The following is a 21,825-nucleotide window of genomic DNA, read 5'->3' as shown; positions in this document are numbered from 1 at the left end:
GTGGACGCCAAAAACAAAGGAGCTAAGCACATACAAGCCGCTTAGCTCCTTTTCCGTTTAACTATTAACTTTTTTAACGCTTGGATTTGTCCCGCACATCTTTAATTGTTACTTTTGGGACAAGCTCAATTATTTTAACTAATATAAAGCTGCTAAGTTGATTTATTTAGCTCATCTATTTATTGAATTCATTAACTGGAAGAAGTATTCAGGTTTATGAGTCTTATTTAGGTTATACCATGAATGCAATGTATCTGGTGCAAATACATCTAATTTTTTCAGTACTTCCATCGCAAATTCCAGAGGAGCTACTCCTGATGCAGTAACCAAATTCTCACCAGATACTGCAGGTCCTATCTCATGAAATTTTTCTCCTTTATAATTAGGACAGACCATTTTAGTATACTCTAAATTATTGCTTGTATGCTTTCTAGAATCTAGGTATCCAATATTCGCTAGTCCCACAGTTGCACCACAAATTGCAGCAACAATAGTGCCAAGCTTTAAAGCTTCGCCAATTTTTATCAAGATAGGTTGATGAATATCTTCTCCCCAAGTATTCCCTCCAGGTAAAACTAAAAGATCTTTAATCTCAAGAGTACACTCTTCAAGGGTAATATCTGGTTTTATGCTCAGTCCTCCCATCGTAGTAATAATTTCTTTATTAGCTCCTACTGTAACTACTTTTAAAGGTGCTAAATCTTTTTTGAAATATCTTCCAGAGTTTAGTTCAGCAATTAAATATCCATATTCCCAGTCTGACATTGTATTAAATACATAAAGATAAACTTTTTTTGTTTGCATCCAATAACACTCCAATCACAATTGATATAGCCTATCATAATATAACTTCCCTGACAGCTAACGTCAGGGAAGTTATTATATTTGATGAAATTTTATTAATTCCGACAGAACTTCAATAACTTGAATAGATTTACCGTACGGTAAAAGTAAATAAGGTATATATGTATGCATCAAATCTTTTTGCACACCGGGGAAAAATCTCCTGCGCTCTTTTTTTATTTATGGTGTACATAGTCAGAAGGCTCGCTCAAAATGAGGAGCCGTTTCTCGGAATATTCGTAGGATATGAATAGAAATGAACGAAGAAAAAAGGCTGCCCTGTAAGTGGTTAACTTACAAAAATAGCCTTTTGTTCACTTATGTACAGCTTTGCCTAAAAAATCGGAATTCTTGCTTTATTCCCATCTTTGGAATACAGTATCGCTTCCGAACTGAATAAATCTACTCGTTCCAACGAATGGACGAGATTCATAATGGTGAATTTGTTATTACGCAGGGCATGAATGAGGGAAGGAATTAGTTTGTGATCGGTACCAATGAAATGAACAGTAATCGGCTTCATATTGAATAATATATTCATTATCAACTTGTGTCAGCTCCTACAAAGTATTTTCATCTAAGTCCGTCGATTAGCGTTGTCGAATTTCCACTTGTTTAAGAAAGGCTTTTATAAGAAACGGCGATGATGTTTTTTTCCGTCATAGCTGAACAACACTGGTTTATCCTCCACGATTGTATGCATATGAATGGGTTTACCCCAGAGCTTGTAAATATAAGGAAGCGTTCGTTCCACGTATTTCAGGTCAAGTTCAACCCCTTCGAAAGCGTGGGAGAGGTACAGTTCCCCAGTGCGTTGATAGTCGCCGTCTTCAACGACGATGTAAGGAAAACCTCCATTAACGCGAGAGTACACGAGTTGATCGCGAATGTTCTCCCAAGTTTTATCAGTAATTTTCCACTCAGGTCCTTTTTTCTCGAAAACGTACAGATCGAGCTCCTCCACAAGCGGTTTGTTCATGTAATTACGGATAAATGAAGTGTCAGATTCGTATTCTCGTACTTCGAACATTTTGCGGCGACCTTCGCCTGGCTTACGGCCGTCCCTACGGATTTCCTCTTCCGTTGGATTGTCCCAACGTTTCTCTATATCCTCAAATATCTTAAGTCCCAGATAGTAAGGGTTCAGCGTGTGCCGAGACGGTACAACGACCGATGAATTTAGTTTGGAGTACTCAATGGTTTCTTCTTCGTTCAGGTCGAGCTCACGCAGAATGCGCTGATGCCAGTACGAAGCCCAGCCTTCGTTCATGATTTTCGTCTCTAGCTGCGGCCAGAAATAGAGCATCTCATCGCGTAGCATCGTCAAAATATCACGCTGCCATTCCTCCATGTAAGGCGCATTCTCTTCGATGAAGAGCAAAATATCTTTTTCTGGCCTTACTGGAAAACGTTTTGCATCTTCTTTATCCGTGTCCGCTGATTGTTCTTTTTCATCAAGTCCCCATAAATCTTCATAGCCATAAGTAGCCTCGGAGCGAGCAGTTGGGGTAGTCGCTTTATGCGTTTCTTGGCGTTTTCTAGATTGGTCGTAAGAGAGAGTAAGCACCGGATCGACATGCTCCTGAATGGCCAGTACCGCATCGATGAATTGCTCGACTTCATCGGTGCCATGTTCGATTTCATACTGACGAATGCGTTCCGCTGTTGCAGACATGCTTTCCACCATATTGCGGTTGGTTTTAGAAAAGCGAATGTTATTTTTGAAAAAATCGCAATGTGCAAGAACATGCGCAACAATGAGCTTATTCTGGATGAGAGAATTCCCATCAAGCAGAAAAGCATAACAGGGATCGGAGTTTATAACTAATTCATAAATTTTGCTAAGTCCTAGATCATATTGGGTCTTCATGCGATGGAAATTTTTACCGAAGCTCCAGTGACTGTAGCGGGTCGGCATCCCGTAAGCGCCGAAGGTGTAAATGACCTCGGCTGGACATATTTCATAGCGCATCGGAAAATAGTCCAAACCAAAGCCATCAGCGATTTCTGTAATTTCTGCAATGGCATATTCAAGCTGTTGGATCTCGGACTTGCTCATGGAGCCGTCACTCCTTCCTGATTGGTAAAAAAGGTTTTGAGCGCTTTATACACTTCACCTTTTTCACGGATTATATAATGAAGAAATCTAGGGTCATGAATGTTGCGAAAAGCTGACATCAACGTGCTGCTCCGATTGTACTGATTGACTTCCCCGTAACCGAACATGTTAGAGCGCTCCAATAATTGGGAGATGAGCTTCACACAACGTTCGTTGTCCGAGGTCAAATTATCTCCATCTGAGAAGTGGAAAGGATAAATATTAAATTGCGATGGCGGGTAGCGTTTATCGATGATATCGATCGCTACTTGATAGGCGGAAGAGCAGATCGTGCCTCCACTTTCCCCTTTTGTGAAAAATTCTTCCTCCGTAACCTCTTTGGCCTCCGTATGATGGGCAATGAAGACGATCTCGACGTTCTCATATTTCGTCCGAAGGAAGCGGGTCATCCAAAAAAAGAAGCTGCGGGCGATGTATTTCTCAAAGGAGCCCATGGAGCCAGAGGTGTCCATCATGGCAATAATCAGCGCATTGGAGTGCGGCTTCTCGACCTCTTCCCAGGTTTTGAAGCGAAGGTCATCGGGAGAAATATGATGAATACCAGGATCGCTGGTCCTGGCGTTTCGGCGCAGATTTTCTATAATGGTACGTTTTTTGTCGATATTCGACATGATGCCTTTTTTGCGAATATCGTTGAAAATCACTTCGGTTGTCGTCATATTGCGTTTTTCTTTCTGCTGTAGGTTAGGCAGCTCAAGCTCCGCAAACAGCATATTCTGAAGCTCTTCCATACTAACTTCGGCTTCGTAGTAGTCCTCTCCGGCTTGATCACCGGCCCCTTGGCCCTTGCCCGCGCCTTGGGCTGGTTGCGGATCTGTGCCAAGCACATCGCCAACCTGCGAGTCGCCGTCACCCTGGCCGACGTGTTTTCCTTTACTGTAATTGTAGCGAAAACGGTATTCATCAAGGCTTTTTATAGGGACCTTCACGACTTGTTTGCCATTGGACATGACAATACTCTCGTCAGTCACCAAATCAGGCAGATTCTGCTTGATTGCTTCTCGCACCTTTTCTTGATGACGATTCTGATCCTGGTATCCTTTGCGGTGCAGCGACCAATCCTCGCGGGAAACGATAAATAAGGGTTCTGTCATGCGGGACACCTCCTGGAAATATTAAAATCCAAGCCAGATAGACATTAGTTTTCGTTGATATGAGCTTATTACTAACTATATTCAAGTGAAGGAAGGTTATGTGAACGAGTTGCTTTTTATGTAAAACGGGTTGTTTTTTTTATTGCCCATCGACCATTTGCTCGTTTGCAATCGTTTCTGAGGCGTTTTATTAATTTGAATACCAAACATATGTTCACTAATGGATAAAGGCAGGAATGAGGAATTCTGGACGTTTAACGATGGATTAAGGGCTTCGTAGTTCGAAAACTGGGATAAAATGCAAGAAATCGTCTCATACTAAGTGTGAGACGATGGAGGTGAATACTATGCCCAAAAATGACGCAGATCCCAAATATGATCGCGAAGATAACCGAGCAGATAAGAAAGATAATCAGCAGAATAACGCTAATTTCACCGAAGAAGCGCAAACACTAACGAGTGACAATGCCGCTGATTACGTCCCTAGCTTAAATGGTATCCCTAAAAATCAAGTTTAAGCAACTGGGGGGCTGCTCTTCTCGTCGCTAAATGATGAGCTTGAGCAGCTTTTTATTTTGGAGTCCTAATCAATCAAAATTGGTTTGATAACATCTCAGTAGGACGTAGGTACTTTTCTATTTTTACTCGGTTCAGCAGCACTGCAAAGCTATAATTTTATATGAATTTTCGGAAGCTCTATTGGGAGTTAATGCGGAAATAAAAAAAGAGACAGCCAAAGCCGTCTCTTTCGTCCTTTGTTTGCTTGCTCAATTGATACACAATGTTTACTTTGAAAATACGATTGATTACGAAACTTTTTTAATCGATTTGATTCCATTGTTTCTGGCAATTACAACCCAGCCGCTAGGAATCGGAGAGCTGTCTAAAACACTATCAATGCTGCCAATGGGAGCGCCGTTGAGATTTAAAATATTTTGCGTTTTTCCGTCATAGGTCGTAAATGCCCAGCCATACGGAACGGCTTGATTGGTAAGGATGGTTTTGCGTGCACCGTAAGGTGCGCCGTTCAAATTAACAATGTATTTATGGGTGTTGCCATCGAGGACATAAGCGACCCAACCTACATTAGAATTATCACTGACAGGCACTCTTTTGATATCGCCATAAGATTGAGTTGTTATTAAAGAATAACTTGGGGCTGTGCTGGACGCGGCCATTGCTACAACTGGCAGTGCGGATACGATTAAGGCACCTAATGCCACGATAACGGCGGTATTCCTGACTAGTGTTTTCATTCTAATAGCCTCCCAAATAGTTATGTATTTCATGTCTAATAGTATATCGGTTTGGTATATTAGTAAATCATTTACACGTAAATATTTGGTAAAAAAGGTTCTTTGGGAGGATTCAACACGCAGAATCTTCCGCTTCTTGTTTGGGTTTGAGCGTATCTGTCGTATATACTAACCGCAAAAACCCTTGATATGAATCAATTAGTACGAATAAACCTTGCGATTTGATCAATGCTAGACACATGCTTTTCGTTTGTCCATTATGTGACAAAGGGAAAGCGTGTTGAGAAATGTTGAAGGCTCCAAATAGAATGTTTCCTCGGGATGTGAAATGAAAAAAGTCCATGTAAGGGTTCCAAATCATCAAAGTGTGAGATAAATTACAGCGAGTTTCAATAGTTGTGGTTAAGATAAGAGAAACCTATGATTGAGCATTGAGATCTTTCGTAGTTTAACAGTAAGAAAAAAAACATAATTGTTGAATATTGAGGGTGCAGATCAAACAAAAAATGTGAGGAGACGAAGCAGATGAGTGAGAAAGCATTTATCATGATTAAGCCTGACGGGGTGGAGCGGGGACTAATTGGGGAGATTGTTACCCGATTTGAGAAAAAAAGTCTGCGGCTAGTTAAAGCCGAGTTGATGAATATTTCGAGAGAAACCGCTGAAACCCATTATGGCCATCTTAAAGCAAAAGCATTTTTTGGCGAGCTGGTTGACTATATTACTTCAGGTCCAGTGTTTGCCATGATTGTTGAGGGGAAGGGCGCTGTTCAGAATTCACGTTCCTTAATTGGAGCCACGAATCCGGCGGAAGCACTGCCTGGAACGATCCGGGGAGACTATGGGCTCGATGTCGCATTTAATATTATCCATGGCTCCGATTCACCGGATAACGCGAGTCGAGAAATTCAATTATTTTTTAGCAGTAAGTAAACGGTGTGTGTGTTTCCCGAACTCTACATCCAAGGCCCATTGCATGTGAACGACATGTTTGCACAAAGTAAAACGTAATCAAAAAGTCTGCCTAGCCTCCTGCGACCAAGCATCGGAGATCAAGCAGACTTTTTAGTTATTTCTGAAATACCCATGGACCCGGAGGTGTCCATCAGATAATTAGCGCATTGAAGTGAGGTTTCGACCTTGGCTTCATAGTAATCCTCACCGCTTGATCACCTGCACCTTGGCCCTTGCCCGCACCCTGGGTTGGTTGCTGATCTGTGCCACTGAAAATTGCGACGGACCCTTGTAAATGAGGGCTAAAGCTTGTGGTTTCAGTCGAGTACTTACTGTCTTAACAGTTGGAGGTATTGCATAGTTCCCCAATAACGTGGTTGAATGAAGATAAAAAGCAATCATTTCTTGAGCTTGGTATGTTTCGATTCGTCAAATTCACCTGAGGTATCTTCTTTTGGTTAATTTACAGTGGGCATGAAAATCAGATTTGTGCATTACTTGCAAAACGAACCAGCATCAAACGAAGGAGTCATTTTCATGAATCAAGAAAACCACTGTGGTAATCATCTGCAGATAAACAGTTTACTGAACGATACTTACAAACTTACTGGATATATGGCGTCAAGCGAATTGTCTATCGTTTATCTCGGTTGTCATATTGAAAGCGGAGAGGTTGTAGTCATCAAGGAGTATTATCCCCAAGCCCTAGCGATGAGGGATATGGATAATAGGACAGTTATTTACAAAATGCAATCGAGTAAAGCAAAGTTTGATAAGCTGCGAGATGCTTTCCGTAAAGAGGCTCTGATCCTACAACAATTACGGCACAAGAACATTGTAGGATATATCAACGATTTTGAGCAAAATGGAACCAACTATCTTGTAACCTCTTATTGCAAGGGGCAGACCCTGGAGAGCAGTATCCTTGCAGATAATCCGATGGCAATGTCAGATAGATTGAAAGACACGCTAATCCCCTTATTAGAAGCTATTGAATACATGCATGGACATGGAATTATACATCGTGATCTCAAACCGGGAAATGTAATCATGCTTGAGGACGGAAGCCCACAATTGATAGATTTCGGTTCTGCCCTCATTCCGGACAAAGGTTCCAAGTATCCAATTATGACATCGGTAGGATTTTCACCGCTTGAGTTGTATTCTGAAAAATCCGCCCAAGGGAAAATATCGGACATATTTAGTTTTGCAGCAATTATCTACAAGGTTCTGACGGGTCACGCGCCCATGGATGTATCCCAAAGACTATTTCAAGATGACATCCCCTCTGTGAGAGCGCTTAACAAAAGAGTGGGTTTCGTGTTATCTTCAATAATTATGTGGGGATTGGCTGTGAAATCTGCCCAAAGATGCCCTTCCCTCAGGTTAATGAAGGCGGCACTGTATGTGGAGTATTATCGTTTAAAATGCCTTGAATTACGAATAGGCAAGTCTAATAAAAAGGAAAAACCCAACCCCCGTCTATGACAGGGTGCTGGGTTTTATTTCTTTATAACGAAGTTCTACTTCCGTGATATGGTCTTCGAAGGTAATGTAAATTTTATCGTTATAACGGAGGATTTCTACTTTATTTTTAGGAATTGGTAGTTTTCCTTTTTCCACGGAACATCGCGTATTGTGCTTGAACAAGAGAGTACCCTGTTTTCCGGCTTGGATGGTAATACGTTCTGTTTCGGGTAGAGGTTCATTAATGTCCAGGCTGGCGAATAGATCGCTAAGACGGATCGTCCTTTGTTTTTCAAAGGAGGGCAAAGGCCAATACTTAACGGGAACATCGTTTCCGCTTGCTGTATTTAAGAAGTAGCCCTCAAGTCGTCCGACAAATTTGGGCTTAGGGCGAAGCATCAACCAGATGAGGAAGGCAATAAGCAGTATGCCTAGTACAATAGTCCCGATAATGATGTAGCGAGTCCAGATGGAGCGAATGGTAACGTGTAGGCTAGAAGTAATGGTACCTCCCTCAGGGTCCTTTATCGTTAGCTTTAAAATCGATTCCCCTGTGCGAGCGGGTGAAATAAGAAGAAACCCGTCGTTATTGATCGAATAGTTAGCAGGCTTTTCATTGCCAATCGAGTCGATCGTGTAGCTAAGCTTATCCTTATTCACATCTCGAAAATAGGACGAAAGATCAAGGGTAGCGATCCCGTCTTCTCTGGTTAACAAGATGTTCCCGTCTCCAACGGCCTCCGGCGACGTGTTGGTTAGTTCAAATTCTTGCAAGCTAGCTTCCCGATAGAAATCGGGGCCGCTGAGTAATAGGCTGGCCTGATATTTTCCAGAATGGAGAAAGGTAGTTTCTACAGAAAAGCCGTTATCTTTAAGCGACATCGGCAGTCGCTGCTCTTGATTCGTGCTTAAATCCTTGATAATAAGCTCTGCTTTTAAAGTTTGGTAGATATCAGCATCCGTTAGTTTTTTTCCGTCAGTCTCGTTAAGGAGAAAGGCAGATATGGCAGCGGGAATTCCTTTGACGACTTGAGGCAGTTCAAGACCTGCACGTACGTTGTAGTTATGAAGGGCATTAATTTTCACAAGATCGCCAGGACTCCCCTTGAATTTCAGCAGATAAGTACCCTTCTGTGGCTGGGGCATTTTCATAAGCGAGTATTTCTCGGATTTATAAAATCGAACATGGTTAGCGTTTGTATACAGATGCGTCTCTGTAATGGGATGCTGAGACAGTAAGATGATGTTTGCTTCATTGATGCTCCCATTGGGAATCGTCACGGTTACTTCCTGTAAGTCTCCTGTTGCGGTGATTGTGGCTACTGGAACGAGCACGGAGCGGATTTGTTTAGCGAATATTTTATTGAAAATATCCGGTAAATCCGCAGCGCTTTCGGTAATGAACGATACACCGCCTGTTTGCGCGGCAATTTTGTCTAGTTGGGCAGCGTTGACAGAACCATCGTGGTTCAGCCCTACGGTATAAATCGGGTACCCTTCTTTTTGAGCCACACTGATAACGCTTTCTACATCCTTGTTGGAATCCTCGACGTTTCTCCCCGTAGAAATAGGTCCAAAGTCAGTACCCCCATCGGATAAAAGGATCATGATTGGGCGGGAAGTACTATTTTTACCGGTTTGAATTAAATTGGCACCTTTACGGAGCCCCAAACCAAGATCCGTATACCCCGAAAATCTTAAATTCTCGATTTTTTTCTTAAGAATTGTCTTTTGTTCTTCCGTAGCCAATGAAGTCAATTCTTGTGATTCAACAATCTTGTGGTTGTAGGCAGCAAAACCAATTCGGGTATGAGCGGCCTCACTCATATCCATAAACATTTTAACCACTTCCGAAGCGATTCGATCTCTGTCTGTGGCGTTCATCGAATAGCTGCTATCCATCACGAAAACAGCATCAACGCCTGGCTCTGTCTCCTCTTTGGCCAGAGAGAACCCAGCCGGCAAAGAGAAGAAGACGCCGAAGAAGACAGCGAACGATAAAAGCATCGGCGCTATCCGAAACGAACTAATTTTTTTAATGCTCAAAGCAAAAATTCCCCTTTCGTTCATAAATTTCTTTGGAAATGTGAAAAAGCATACAGAATAACTATTTGAAATGCTTTAACATATGTAAAATACAAATTCATACAATTATCAACAAATATTTCTTTTTCTGAGATAGTGAAGGGAGGGGAGGGTTCTCTTGTATGTTGCAACATACAAGTTATTACAGCATATAGCATGAATATAGGTCATTTAAATAGGTATTAAGTACCTAAATAATATTAAATTTTCTTTATTTGACAAAATGAAACAAAAAAATCTATGATGTACCCAATATTTGGTTTTCAACACAAATACACTTTGGAAGGGAGTAGGCTACAAGATTCATAAGCTAAATTAGCTAACGATATCTTATAGCTGACACATCAGACTATGGACATAATTAATCAGACCAATCGAACTATGCTCTTTGAAGAAATGAATCCAGAAAAATTGGATCTTATGACCATCGTAGGAGATGTCAGAGGCATTGACAGCCTGAGCGATGACAAGATCAAGGAAATCAATCAACATTTGCTTGTGAAAAGTTTTGATGAATTTTTGGACAAATTCTCGCCTAGCGTATACTCATTTTTTAATGCAGCCAATCAAAAGGTTATGTATACGCTGAAAAAGCCAGAGGGAATATCCGATGATAGCGTGTCTGAAATCAAGATTGATCAGAGCAACGATTTTTTGAAAATGCTATTTACATTGATCGATACGAAACGAAGCCAAGGCATTACAAATGTGGATTTCAAGTTTGAAAACTTGCTTGATATGATCTCACCGAAGAAAGTTATGGATGATATCCGTCAAGTGCGCAAAGAGATACATTATCTGTATGCTCAACACGACAAATTGGATGAGGGCGATCCGAAGAAGTTGGATCTCGGAGATAAGCTGAACATCATGTTCGAGGACGCTAGTAAAAACTACAACAATGTGATGGCGATGCTTCCGCTGGCTATTGAAGATATCAAAACGAGGCTTCTCCTTGGGGGCTCTCAAGAAGAAAGCCAATCCGAGGCGATTCAGATTGGTCAATTGACCATTGGTGAAACAGGTGAGCTGAAGATTATTGAAGCTCCCAAAAGCGACAGCACACAATTGCTTGTCATGGATGACAATAGCGGAAGCGGATTGATCAACGTATTCGAGGATGATTATGATTCCGTATCGGATACGCCTTCATCCTATGTCAAGGATCTTGTTGTTCGGACATTCTGTCCGCTGCCTGCACTGCAAAGTAACATCAATACCGAAATCGAAGTTCAGAACTACAACACCTATCTTGAATTTTACAAAAATGCCAAGGATGAATTCGTAAAAACAGTCAAACCGTTGGTGGAAAAAATATTAGGTGTAAAAATGTATTTTGATCAGTATTCCACCAAGAACAAAGGCATGCAGCCTTCGTTAATCATTACGAACGCTAAGCTGGACATGATGGTAAAAAGCAGCAATATTCCAAGATTGGAAACATTCTTGAATACGGTCAATTCCAAAAATGATTTCTCAGATACGATTTGGTTCGGCATCGTGCCTTCTGTACAACTAGAGTCCTCCGGTTCGTCGACGGTTAGCCGTGAACGGTTCAGAGGGAATGAGAAAGTAGCGAAGCAGGATGGCAACACGATGGAGTCTCTTTCCATGCTACTTCAAGTCGTTAAGGACTACAAAGTGCAGGTATTCTTCAGCTTCGAGACCGGAGAGGAGACAACCTTCAACAGTATGGCTACCTCCGGTATTGATAAATACATGGATAAGTGCGGCGTACTGGTTAGGAAAGAATACAGCGAATACGCAGTGCCCTGCATTCCCAACTTCACAGTTATTCCGAAGGATAAGTCTGGTGTCGTCATTGACAGCAAAATGCTGCAGACCGAGGACGGGGTCAAGCTCTCGCAAGAGAAGGAAGATATCCTGAAGCTGTGGATCGAAGGTGTTTATATCGGTGCTTCTTATGTAGGTGCCGGTATCGTCGCTGCTTACCAATGCAGCGAATATTTGAAGGAATCCTTCAAAAGCGTCAGCAGGGAGTTTCCGGGTGTTCGTTTCGATATCGAAGCCGGCGACAATGGGCTTAGAGCGGTTACAACGATGGCGAAGGAAATCTCAGGCTTCACGAACAATATTAAAGATTCGATTAATCGAAAAAACTTCGGTTTCGTGTTCTCATCTGAGAATGCGCAGCTGCAAGGTAAAGACATTAAGCGAATCACGGTATATAAAGCTAGAAGCTTAGCTTCAGCCGATGACGGGTTTGACCCTCTTTACAAAACATTGGTCAGTACCTATATCGAACGTATTCTGCGCTTCCAAACTGGAGATTTCAAACATGATAATATTGTAAAGTTTTTCAGTAACAATCCGAATAGCCAGAAGAGCAAGTGGTTAGGCACACGCGGATTTACGAACTCCATCATTCAAGATGGGGATGATATGAGCTTCATGATCGATGATAAGAGCAATATGTGTCAAATTGATTTGGTGTTCAATGGCAACGTGAAAAATCTAGAAGTCATGATCACCAAAGGGACTACCCCTGTCAAAGCATAATGAACCAAACAGCTGCAATCAGTTAGGTGTCAATGGTGGGCTTCATCCCCCATCCTTTCACATAGCATTAAAAAAATTATTAATTACTAGGAGGATTTATCAATGGGATTCAGACTTAAAGTAGAAGGTGCAGAAACAATCGAATTGGGCATGGACAACATTCAAACCGTGTCTTACGACACAGATACGCCCGATGATTCTAACGCAAGATCAACAGATGTAGGTGCTTTTCTGAAAATTACAGGCAAAATCATTACGGCTACAGACGGCGATAGCGCTGACGATACGATGAAGTTAGCTCTATGGTCCCTTGTACCAGCAGAGAAAGCGGATTGCTACAGAAAAGTTACCTTGGAAGTTATCGCTGCTGATCAAGTGATCAGAAAAATTTATTTCCCTAACGCATTTGTTGTTGATTACAGCGAGCGTTTCGGAGATACAGAAGGCGTAGGTTCTTTCACGATTTTCATTAAGCAAAAGAAAGACAAAACCGAATTCACGACAATCGAAGGCGGATACGCCGTTTAGGACATGCCTTACAGCCTATAATGGACAACGAAAAGTAGGTTAAGGGGCGTAAGCCCCTTACCTATTTTTTGTAATTACTTTATCAGTAAGGAGGTATGGTATGAGAACTTATTATGAAATGTTGGAGATTGATCCTGTAGCCACTCCAGATGAAATTAAGAAAGCCTACAAACGTATGGCAAAGAAGCATCATCCAGATGCGAACGCAGGTAGCAAACAATCAGAAATGATGTTCAAGCTGGTGAATGAAGCTTACCATACGCTGTCTGATGCTGCGGCTAGAGCAGCCTATGATGCTCGAATGGCGGCGAGGCGGGAACAACAGGCTCACCCTAATTCTGCTTCCGGCTCTAAGGCGCGAGGGGAACAGGCAGAGAAAGCAAGTTCCCAATTCAATCGGACCGAGATGGAAAAAACGTTCGATCGTTTTTTTGGCTTTCATCCGAAATCGCAAGATAGCGGAATGAAGTCTAATCAGCAAGCAAATAAAATGGATACGACAAAGGTATTTGAATCTTATTTTGGCATACAGAGAAAATAGTGCCGCATTATGAGGAAACGGGGGTATTGGATATGCAGGACGCAGCCGAATCCTTGAGGGTAAAAGATAAAAAAAATACATGGGTAAGTGTAATAGACTTTTTAATCGTGATCGTAACAATTTCAGCGCTAATGTACACGTATATATGGAATTCTATCGTCATTCTGAAATGGATTGTCGGTGTAGTTGCAGTAGTTGGTGCTTTGAGGTTCTTGATGAAAAAGAACAAGACATCCCCAGCCCCTCCAACGCGATTGCTTAAAGTGAAAGAAAAAGTGGAGGGTATTACCAAACTGGCTATGCTCAGTGAGGACGGGGAGAAAATCAAGGAATGGTACATTCATGGGGAAACTTCATTATTAATTGGGAAAAGCGCAGTGGACAATGAGGTTGAAGTGGATTTAGCGGATGCGGAGTATGCATCCTTGATCAGTAAGCAGCATGCTGTGTTGAACTTTGCATCGAACAACTGGTACTTGGAAGATCTGGATTCCCGCAACGGAGTTGGGATTAAAAGAAAAGGTGCAGGCACCAAGCAGGTGTTAGAGAATGAGACACCACATAGAATCGAAGCGGGAGATATGATCTATATCGCCAATACGAGGCTGCTTGTGCAGTAGAAACAGTCAGTTAGAGAAGAAGAATACGGGGGAATGAATACAATGAGTTTGACTAGGTGTGCCAACGGACACATGTTCAGTATGAGAAAGCATGGCAGCGTATGCCCCTATTGCAGCTTGGTAGTGGAACAGGCATCTAAATCGGAAAATGCTAAAGCGGCAAGAGCTCCTGAAAATGATAAAACGATGCCATATTTGGGGGAGTCCGAAGGGATCGAGGCGGTTACCGGCTGGTTGGTTTGTATTGAAGGCGCACAGCTTGGGCAAGATTATCGCATTATGGCGGAAAAAAATTTCATCGGCCGTTCAGAGGATATGCATATTCGCATTATCGGGGATAATACGATTTCCCGTCGTAATCATGCAGTTATCGTATACGATCCGAAGAAAAGAAACTTTTACCTGCTTCCTGGAGACGCTTCAGGGCTTGCCTATCATAATAATGAAGCGGTGTACACACCTGTAGAGATGACGGGGTACGATGTGATTCAGCTGGGTAAGAGCAAGTTTTTGTTTATTCCATTATGCGGCGTTCATTTTGAATGGGATAACGAAGCGAGTAAAGAAGGATGAGCATACTTGTGCAGATGGGGGCGACGCCCTACAGAATTTTATTGAGTTTCGCGTTTGTTTTGTTCGTATTACTAGTCATCCGGGAATGCCTTATGCGCAGGAAACCGAATCCGCAGATGGAAATCGGCAATGGGCAAACCATTGGTCAACGTGTGGAACAGGATGATTATTTTTCTACCATTATGAATCCGCATGGCACGATTTCTGTACTTGCTGATGGGATTAGCGGACTTTCTGGTGGACGAATCGCGAGCACGCAGGCCGTAACCACGTTCGTCAAAGAGTTTTTGAAGCTGGACAATCTCTCCGACATTTCCGGCTATTTCACCAAAGCAGCGCGCGTTAGCAATACAGAAATTATGCACAGCCTTAAAGGGGTTCAGGGGGGGACTACGCTTGTGGCAGTCATCATTACTGACGGGCTACTTTACTGGGGAGCTGTGGGAGATAGTCTAATCAAGATTTTCCGGAACGGGGAGTTTATAGATGTCAACCATAAGGATATTCTGGAATCTGTACTCGAGGAACGCTATGTGTCAGGTGAGATCACGAAAGCTGAGGCGCTAGACAGTCCGAAGAAGAACCAACTGGTCAATTATTTGGGCTATGAAGCATTCAAGAACATTGAAATTTGTAAGGAACCCATTCATTTACAGAAGCGAGATAGAGTGCTGCTATGTAGTGATGGCGTAACAAATACGCTCACGGAAGTGGAATTGGAGCAGTTGTTGTCTCTCCCAATAACCGCTTACGATGCTGCCCAGGCAATCATAGAGGCCGTTGAACGAAAAGAGTTAAAGCATCAAGACAATGCGACTGTAGTGATCCTGGAAAAAGGCTGGTAAAAGTAGTGGGGGGCAGCGATGAGAAAGGATAACAGCAATTTCAAAACGAGCTTTTTGTCTGAAGAGGGGACGTTTGTCCGAAATAAGGAGTACTTTGCTTTTACGGAACATGACGATCTGGCTTGTTGGGTCATGGCTCAAGGGCTAGACTCCGATACGGAAATGGAAAGCGCCGAAATGGCGGTTAAAGCCGTTATTGGTCATTTTATGCATAGACCGAAGCTCACTAGAAGAGCAATCGAAAGTTATTTGCGCGAAGCCCATGATATGCTGCATGCCGAAAGTAGAAGAGTTAGGCGTAAAGTGAGCCTGACCATGATCGTAACGAATTATACGACAATGATTTGGGCAGTTGCGGGTCATACCAGAATGTATCATTTTAGAAATGGAAGATTATTGGAGAAAAGTAAAGACCAAAGCTTAACACAAACGATGATTAATGCGGAAAAAATTCCGCAGGATGCGCTGGAGCGGCATGAGGAAAGAAATAATTTGCTGTGGTATTTGGGGAAACGAGGGGAATTTAATCCGAGTATATCCCGTAAGGTGAAGGTATCCGACGGAGATGTGCTTATGTTATGTACCCGTGGGATCTGGGAACGCGTGAATGGGGCGGAGATGCTAGATGCTCTAGAAGAAGCCAAAGAGCCGTCTGATTTCGTCGATACGTTAGAAGATGTTCTGCTGAGTAAACAGGAAAGAGTTGTTCCAAACTATACTGTCGCAGCTATTTATGCGAACAAAGTGTATCAGGAGCCTCCAAAGAACAGATGGAAACTTGTAAAAACGATCGCAATGGTGCTAATCCCTGTAATATTGCTTGGGGGAGTAGCCCTCTATTATAAAGCGCGTACTGTTAAGGCAAAAGCAGAAGCGGTTGCTGCTATTTTTGATCATGAGAAGAACGGGGATACCGCCGTGCAGGATGGTAACTATCCGAACGCGCTCAAGGAATACAGTGAAGCACGGAATGCTTCCATTAAGGTACAAGATAAACTACATACGCAATTGCTGACGAAAAAGCAGCGAACGGCACAGCTTGTTGTGGATGGAGATACTTCTTTCAAAGAGGGAGATTATACGAAGGCGTTAACCAGCTATGAGAAGGCGCTGAAGGAAGCTCGATCTCAGGATGACTATGACATCAAGGATTTGGAAGCGCAAATTAGCAAAACGAGGGCATTCATGGAAGTCGCGACACTCATGAAACAAGGCGACCAGAAGTTTCAGGGGCAGGATTACGAAGGTGCCAAAGAAATCTATGCCAAGGCGAAGAAAGAAGCGGCAGAGGCTGCTTTCAACAACGGGGAAAAAGAACTTGCAGGAAAGCTAGATGCCGTTAATGCCAAGATGGCTGGGGTACAAAAGGAAAAGAGGCAGCTGGACGCTGATAAATTGGAGAAGAAAGGCGACCAGAGCTACGCCGCTCAAGATTTTGAGCAATCCGTTACTTCCTATGCGATGGCACAAGAGGTGTATCAGGAAATCGGCATGTTGGAAAAAGTGCTGGGTGTCGAACGGAAACTAACGAAAGCCCAAGAAAAGTTAAACCCGCCGATAACTCCGCCAATAACCCCGCCACCTGTTCAGGGCGCTGGCACTGAGGCAGCGGCCGGAGCGGTCAAACCGTCAAACGCAGCCAGCGATTCGGCGGTTCCAGCCGGGAAGAGCGATCACAAGGAGGAAGGAGGGAAGTAACCCGAATGAAGGATATTATTCTGGATAGGTTAAGCAGGATGGATGATCTGGAGCAGCGCAAACTTTTGAAGAACATCATGACGGGTGTTTTTTTAAACTTGGTAGACTATCAGGAAGACCTGAACAGGCAGCTGGAAGAGCGTGTATTCAAGGAAGTGGAAGAACGTGAGGAAGGTCAGGATATTTATGTCACGATTTGCCAAAGGGAAGACATTGATCCTATTCACGAGTTTCTGTATCCGATGCTAGAGGCGGATAGGGATAAGCCAATCTGCGACTTGAAGCATCTGCTGCATGAGAAGAACCTTGAAGGAGAAGCCACGCTCATGACGGTATTTTTGCAATGCCAATACCGGAAGATTCAAGAGCTGCTGGAAGGGAAAAGAGTGTTTCAAGGAGAGCTCATTACTTCGCTTGGTAGCTATGCTATCGAAGTGCGTTTGCAGCAGAACCGCACGTATATCGGCGAGCTGGAAAAGCTTTATCATGTATTTCAAAAAAATAATACACCTTGGAAAACAATTAATCATCCCTATGCGAACAAGTTTTTTAATGTGGTGTGGACAGGTAGTAGGGGAGCAGTAGGCACAGAAGAGGAAATTCTGGAAATACGAGTTGACCTGGAGGAGTTTGAAGCCTTCAAGAAGCTAGATATAGTGCCCATGTGGAACATAGAAAGACTAGCGCTCAAAAATGTCGGCTTCCCTATTCCGGCGACAGATCGGGTTAATTTCGAACATGTATTGTCCTTGCGTAAGACGGGAGCGGAGCACGGCTACCTGGTTGATGGCGATGCGGAGCTGATCCGCTATATCAAGCGCATGCCAGAAGAATTGACTGTTGTATCACCGCAGGAGAAATCAGGCATATGGAATGTGTTCAAAATTACGAAGCCAATCGCTACCAAAATTGGAAGATTGCCTTACGGACTTGTGTCCAATAAGCGAAAAGACAGCTTCACTGGCGGATTTGCCCGCAAGCAAGCGTTGACCGTACGGGCCAAAGGGGAAATTAACCGAATCGTCAATTCCTTCGAAGCTTGCGAGTTTCTTGACCTGGAGCAGATAGATATTATAGACAGATCGGATGGGAAACAAGCAACTTACGGGATGAATTCTTTCATCAGTGATCATGTCCGCGTGGAAAGTGACAAGAAGGTCATGCGATTACGCTTTGGTAACCGCGGGAGTGGAAGCTTTATCGTGGAAGACTTGATGAGTTTTCTAGTGTCTGAGGTTCAAATGTACTTCCCTGAATATAAATGCGAAGGAGAATGGACGTGAATTATATTTGGGATTTGGTCATCAAGGCTAGAAACAGCAAGATGGCCAAGCGCGATCTGTATTTTTCTCCGGCAAAAGTGTATTCACCCTACATGGAGCTTAGCCATGAAACACTGAACGCGACAACGGTGGAACCATCGGTGGAAATTAATCCGTACTATCGTTTCTATGATATATTTCGGGATTTATTCGACATTAACAACACGGAAGAAGATGAGCTGCGGCATACGTTGTTCGATATTCTCATTCACTTTCTGGCCGATATGGATTTACAGCAGGGAATGAACAAGCGTGAGTTTTATATCAAGTTTGTGCTGCGGGATTTGGAGGCAGGGATATTCGGAAGTCATATCTGGGAGAAGATGAAGCTGCTGAATAAAGAAGAGCAGGAAGTTGTGGCGGGTAATATTCTCAGCTTGTATGAGACCGGGGAAGCGGTTTATCTGTTGAAGGATACGATGCGTAAGCTGTTCAAGAATTCCACGATTTATGCGAACTGCGAAGAGAAGGATGAGCTGCTGTTCTATGTAGGTCAGGAAGAGACTGTAACCGCACGCGCTAAGCTGGAACTGGTCAAAGCGATTTTTTTGCCCGTGCGTTTTCATACGCAAACGTATTGGGAGCATCATTTTGGCATCATTGATGTCGAGGAAACGATGCGGATCGATCGCATGGCGATGCATTGAACGGGGAGTAAGAGAGGATGAAAGTGACATGAAGGGGTATACCTACAAGCTGAATTCGCCAAAAAGCATGGAAAGGGAAGAGCGCAATATAGCGACCTATACACGTGATGAGTTGTCGGAGATGACGACCCTTCAATTACGAAGCATTTGCCATAAAGAGAAATTGGTCGAAGGGCTGTCAGGTTCACTTGATAGAGAGGCGCTCATGCGAACGGTGTTGAAATACCGAAATGCGGAGCAGAGCTTGCTGATCACAAGCTTTAAGCATGGCGGACATGAGCGGGTCGAAGCTCATCTGAAGCGCTATCTGAATACGCCCATTCGGGATAATGGCAGTCTCAAGGTACCAGCCAGGCTTACCCTTTACTCGGGTCTTCAGGTAGACAGTCGGGATAAGTATCGGATCGAGGTACCCAGCACGTTTACGGAATCGAATGTGCTTATCGTGAACGATCATCAGGAGTTATGCGGGATTGCCTATCTGATTAGAGATGCAGCGGAGTCAGGTGTTTATTATCTGGGAGTGTCCAAAGAGATTCCTTTCTATCAAACCGGCAATAAAAACTATAGCTTCTTGTTTTTTCGTAAACAAGATTCGGAATATATTTACAAGTCCTATCAGCAGGACAAGCCGCTCCCTCCAGTTAATCTCCACTACTGTCGTATTCCAATCGCCGATTTGGATATCAGGGAGCTAGAAGAGACAGAAGTGGTGCTTGCCATCGACTTTGGCACCTCGAATACAACAGCGGGTGCTTTCCTTGACAGCTCGTATATCTCCACCCCTTCTGCTCACGATCAGTTAAACGGGAGAATCGGGTTAGGTCGGATCAACTACGTATCCTTTCCCAATATGACTCGCAAAACAGAAGAATGGATTGAGGTGCTGCCAACCGTTGTGAGCGTGGCAGATTGCTCGGATGCTTCAAAGATTCGGTATCATTTTGGCTATGAAGCTTTGAAATCGATGAAAAAGAGCGGCTATACGGGCCATGCTACCGTGTTTCACGGCATTAAACGCTGGGTGAATAACTACAAGCAAACAGAAGAGCTGATGGACCCGCAGGGGAATGCTTTGTCTGTTGTTAGGAGCGATATTCTGAGAGCTTATATCACTCATGTAGTGGAGATGGCGGAGCACCAGTTCAAATGTCGCTTTAAGCATTTACATATTTCCAGTCCAGTTAAACTGAGAACGCAGTTCAGTGACATGTTTGCCACTATTTTGCCTGAATACGACATTGAGACTGAGCATGGTTTAGATGAAGGCATGGCTGTGCTCTACAATACGATAGCTGATCAGATAGAAAAGCGCAGCTTCATGGATGGAGAGTCGTACAATGCGCTCGTTATTGATTGTGGAGGTGGCACAACGGACCTTTCCTCCTGTCGGTTTCGGATCGAAGATGGTCACCTTTCCTACAAGCTCGATATCCACACCGCCTATGAGAACGGCGATACCAATTATGGCGGGAACAATATTACGTACCGAATTATGCAATTTATGAAAATTGTGTTTGCTGATTATTACAGCAGCCGCAGGCGTGTGACCGATATTGATCATTTGATCGATATTCCGGGAACTGATCTGTATCGGCATGTGGATGAATACGGGGTAAGCTCGGTGTACGAGGGCTTCGAAGCCGCTTATCGCGAAGCGGAGAAGCTGATCCCGACTCGCTTCAAAACGTATGAAAACCGGACAAGGGAAGAGTACCTGCGTGTGCGAAGCAACTTTTATTTCCTTTGGGAAATTGCTGACAACATGAAGAAAGAATTTTTCCGTAAAACAGGCATTGTCCGCAATCGGTTTGATTCAGACAGCGGCAACCGTCAGGAAAATGATTTGAAAATTACAGCTGTCGATCGCTGGTGCTTGTCGCTGACAGATCACGATGTCATGAAGGATGTCTATGATTTCCCAAATGTAGTGTTCAACATCAAGGAAATCAATCAGTTGATTAAAGCGGATATCTATGACATCGTGCGCAAGTTTCTGGAGGATTATTACCAGGAAGGAAAGCTTCAGGATTATTCCATTATTAAGCTGACAGGGCAATCCTGTACGATTGATGTATTTCGAGAAGCTTTAAAGGAATTTGTAGCAGGTCGCAGTATTGAGTTTCGCCAAAAGACAGAGCATCCAGGACAAGTTCCAGACTTGAAATTGGCTTGCTTGCGAGGCGCCATTCGGTATTTGAACGACCGCAAGGCAGGCATTATCGAAGCGAGCATTACGAATGATGCGCCGATCGTTCCTTACTCGGTCGTTGCTTTTACGCACAGCCGACAAGAAAAGCTGCTTATCAGTATGCAGGAAAGACTGAGTCACGTGCAAGGTTCCGTATCCCGTCCATTCAGCGCCGTCGAGGTGGAATTTTATTTGAAGGGCGGAGACGGAGAAGTCAGGCACAAATATGTGTACACCAGTGATGCAAGCAGCTACACGCCTATCCGCTATGAAGATATTAAGGAAGCTTATGGTACCAAAATTCCGCAGGATGATACGGACTCTATTATCAACGGCGAAGTGAAGTTGTTTGTGTTCGCCGAGGCGAATGCGTGGGGCTTCCACGTGCTGCCAATTACAAGGCGAGATGAACAGTTATACAGGGGGACAAAGCAATTTTTCGCCTTTGAGAATGATTTATCGGAGCTGGATTTCTTTGACGGTTGGAAATAGAGGCTAGAAATTACGAAGGTAGGCACGAGA

Annotated in this window: 19 protein-coding genes and 1 pseudogene; 13 read left to right on the top strand and 7 right to left on the bottom strand. The window is 43.4% G+C overall.

Translation table 11 applies throughout. From position 1 onward, the window contains the following. Positions 1–171: 171 nt before the first annotated feature. The 5 genes and pseudogenes from GK047_RS28245 to yhbH all read right to left on the bottom strand — a co-directional run bounded on the left by GK047_RS28245 (position 172) and on the right by yhbH (position 4,056). Positions 172–804: a type 1 glutamine amidotransferase family protein gene (locus GK047_RS28245; protein WP_163953992.1), complete on the bottom strand. Its 633-nt coding sequence runs from the start codon at positions 802–804 to the stop codon at positions 172–174. 75 nt (positions 805–879) lie between these two features. Further along, a pseudogene (locus tag GK047_RS28240) lies at positions 880–990 on the bottom strand (DNA-binding transcriptional regulator); the annotation flags it as partial. Between the two features lie 187 nt (positions 991–1,177). Further along, positions 1,178–1,384 (bottom strand): hypothetical protein, encoded by a 207-nt coding sequence (locus tag GK047_RS28235; protein WP_205517023.1) that lies wholly within the window; start codon positions 1,382–1,384, stop codon positions 1,178–1,180. An 87-nt stretch (positions 1,385–1,471) separates the two neighbouring features. Beyond that, entirely contained in the window at positions 1,472–2,902 is a 1,431-nt protein-coding gene (locus GK047_RS28230; RefSeq protein ID WP_163953987.1) for a SpoVR family protein, read from the bottom strand. Continuing rightward, positions 2,899–4,056, bottom strand: coding sequence for a sporulation protein YhbH (gene yhbH, locus GK047_RS28225; protein ID WP_163953986.1), 1,158 nt, complete (start codon positions 4,054–4,056; stop codon positions 2,899–2,901). The genes GK047_RS28230 and yhbH overlap by 4 nt, the downstream gene beginning before the upstream one ends. A 347-nt stretch (positions 4,057–4,403) precedes the next feature. Here yhbH and GK047_RS29360 point away from each other — a divergent pair, with 347 nt between their 5' ends. Further along, on the top strand, positions 4,404–4,574 hold the full coding sequence (locus tag GK047_RS29360) for a hypothetical protein (RefSeq protein ID WP_205517022.1): 171 nt from the start codon (positions 4,404–4,406) through the stop codon (positions 4,572–4,574). Between the two features lie 288 nt (positions 4,575–4,862). On the opposite strand, the gene GK047_RS28220 is transcribed toward GK047_RS29360, so the two are convergent. Continuing rightward, a complete protein-coding gene (locus GK047_RS28220; protein WP_163953984.1) occupies positions 4,863–5,312 on the bottom strand; it encodes a hypothetical protein in 450 nt (149 codons plus the stop codon). A 525-nt stretch (positions 5,313–5,837) separates the two neighbouring features. On the opposite strand from GK047_RS28220, the gene ndk reads away from it, so the two are divergent. Then, positions 5,838–6,245 (top strand): nucleoside-diphosphate kinase, encoded by a 408-nt coding sequence (gene ndk, locus GK047_RS28215; protein ID WP_163953982.1) that lies wholly within the window; start codon positions 5,838–5,840, stop codon positions 6,243–6,245. A 558-nt stretch (positions 6,246–6,803) separates the two neighbouring features. Continuing rightward, positions 6,804–7,754 (top strand): serine/threonine protein kinase, encoded by a 951-nt coding sequence (locus tag GK047_RS28210; protein WP_163953980.1) that lies wholly within the window; start codon positions 6,804–6,806, stop codon positions 7,752–7,754. On the opposite strand, the gene GK047_RS28205 is transcribed toward GK047_RS28210, so the two are convergent. Beyond that, positions 7,749–9,779, bottom strand: coding sequence for a vWA domain-containing protein (locus tag GK047_RS28205; RefSeq protein ID WP_240344341.1), 2,031 nt, complete (start codon positions 9,777–9,779; stop codon positions 7,749–7,751). The two genes, GK047_RS28210 and GK047_RS28205, sit on opposite strands and share 6 nt — an antisense overlap. 390 nt (positions 9,780–10,169) lie before the next feature. Here GK047_RS28205 and GK047_RS28200 point away from each other — a divergent pair, with 390 nt between their 5' ends. The 10 genes from GK047_RS28200 to GK047_RS28155 all read left to right on the top strand — a co-directional run bounded on the left by GK047_RS28200 (position 10,170) and on the right by GK047_RS28155 (position 21,795). Beyond that, positions 10,170–12,338 carry a transcriptional regulator gene (locus tag GK047_RS28200; protein WP_163953978.1) on the top strand — a complete coding sequence of 723 codons (2,169 nt, stop codon included), beginning with the start codon at positions 10,170–10,172 and terminating at the stop codon, positions 12,336–12,338. 102 nt (positions 12,339–12,440) lie between these two features. After that, a complete protein-coding gene (locus tag GK047_RS28195; protein ID WP_163953976.1) occupies positions 12,441–12,866 on the top strand; it encodes a membrane-associated protease 1 in 426 nt (141 codons plus the stop codon). A 100-nt stretch (positions 12,867–12,966) separates the two neighbouring features. Beyond that, the gene (locus tag GK047_RS28190) at positions 12,967–13,407 is read left to right on the top strand and encodes a J domain-containing protein (RefSeq protein WP_163953974.1); all 441 of its coding nucleotides are present in this window, start codon (positions 12,967–12,969) and stop codon (positions 13,405–13,407) included. 107 nt (positions 13,408–13,514) lie between these two features. Continuing rightward, on the top strand, positions 13,515–14,027 hold the full coding sequence (locus GK047_RS28185) for an FHA domain-containing protein (RefSeq protein WP_346010403.1): 513 nt from the start codon (positions 13,515–13,517) through the stop codon (positions 14,025–14,027). A gap of 42 nt (positions 14,028–14,069) precedes the next feature. After that, entirely contained in the window at positions 14,070–14,600 is a 531-nt protein-coding gene (locus tag GK047_RS28180) for an FHA domain-containing protein (RefSeq protein WP_163954001.1), read from the top strand. Further along, positions 14,597–15,445 carry a PP2C family protein-serine/threonine phosphatase gene (locus GK047_RS28175; protein WP_163953971.1) on the top strand — a complete coding sequence of 283 codons (849 nt, stop codon included), beginning with the start codon at positions 14,597–14,599 and terminating at the stop codon, positions 15,443–15,445. The genes GK047_RS28180 and GK047_RS28175 overlap by 4 nt, the downstream gene beginning before the upstream one ends. 18 nt (positions 15,446–15,463) lie before the next feature. Further along, positions 15,464–17,143: a PP2C family protein-serine/threonine phosphatase gene (locus GK047_RS28170; protein ID WP_163953969.1), complete on the top strand. Its 1,680-nt coding sequence runs from the start codon at positions 15,464–15,466 to the stop codon at positions 17,141–17,143. A gap of 5 nt (positions 17,144–17,148) precedes the next feature. Further along, on the top strand, positions 17,149–18,426 hold the full coding sequence (locus GK047_RS28165; RefSeq protein WP_163953967.1) for a normocyte-binding protein: 1,278 nt from the start codon (positions 17,149–17,151) through the stop codon (positions 18,424–18,426). Continuing rightward, positions 18,417–19,112 carry an iron-dependent peroxidase gene (locus tag GK047_RS28160; protein WP_163953965.1) on the top strand — a complete coding sequence of 232 codons (696 nt, stop codon included), beginning with the start codon at positions 18,417–18,419 and terminating at the stop codon, positions 19,110–19,112. The genes GK047_RS28165 and GK047_RS28160 overlap by 10 nt, the downstream gene beginning before the upstream one ends. A gap of 28 nt (positions 19,113–19,140) precedes the next feature. Further along, a complete protein-coding gene (locus GK047_RS28155) occupies positions 19,141–21,795 on the top strand; it encodes an acetate and sugar kinases/Hsc70/actin family protein (protein ID WP_163953963.1) in 2,655 nt (884 codons plus the stop codon). The last annotated feature ends 30 nt before the right edge of the window (positions 21,796–21,825 follow it).

It is taken from the genome of Paenibacillus sp. SYP-B3998, assembly GCF_010820665.1.
Classification (GTDB): Bacteria; Bacillota; Bacilli; order Paenibacillales; family NBRC-103111; genus Paenibacillus_E.
The sequence above is the reverse complement of the archived record's forward strand: the minus strand, read 5'-3'. Positions and strand labels throughout refer to the sequence as shown.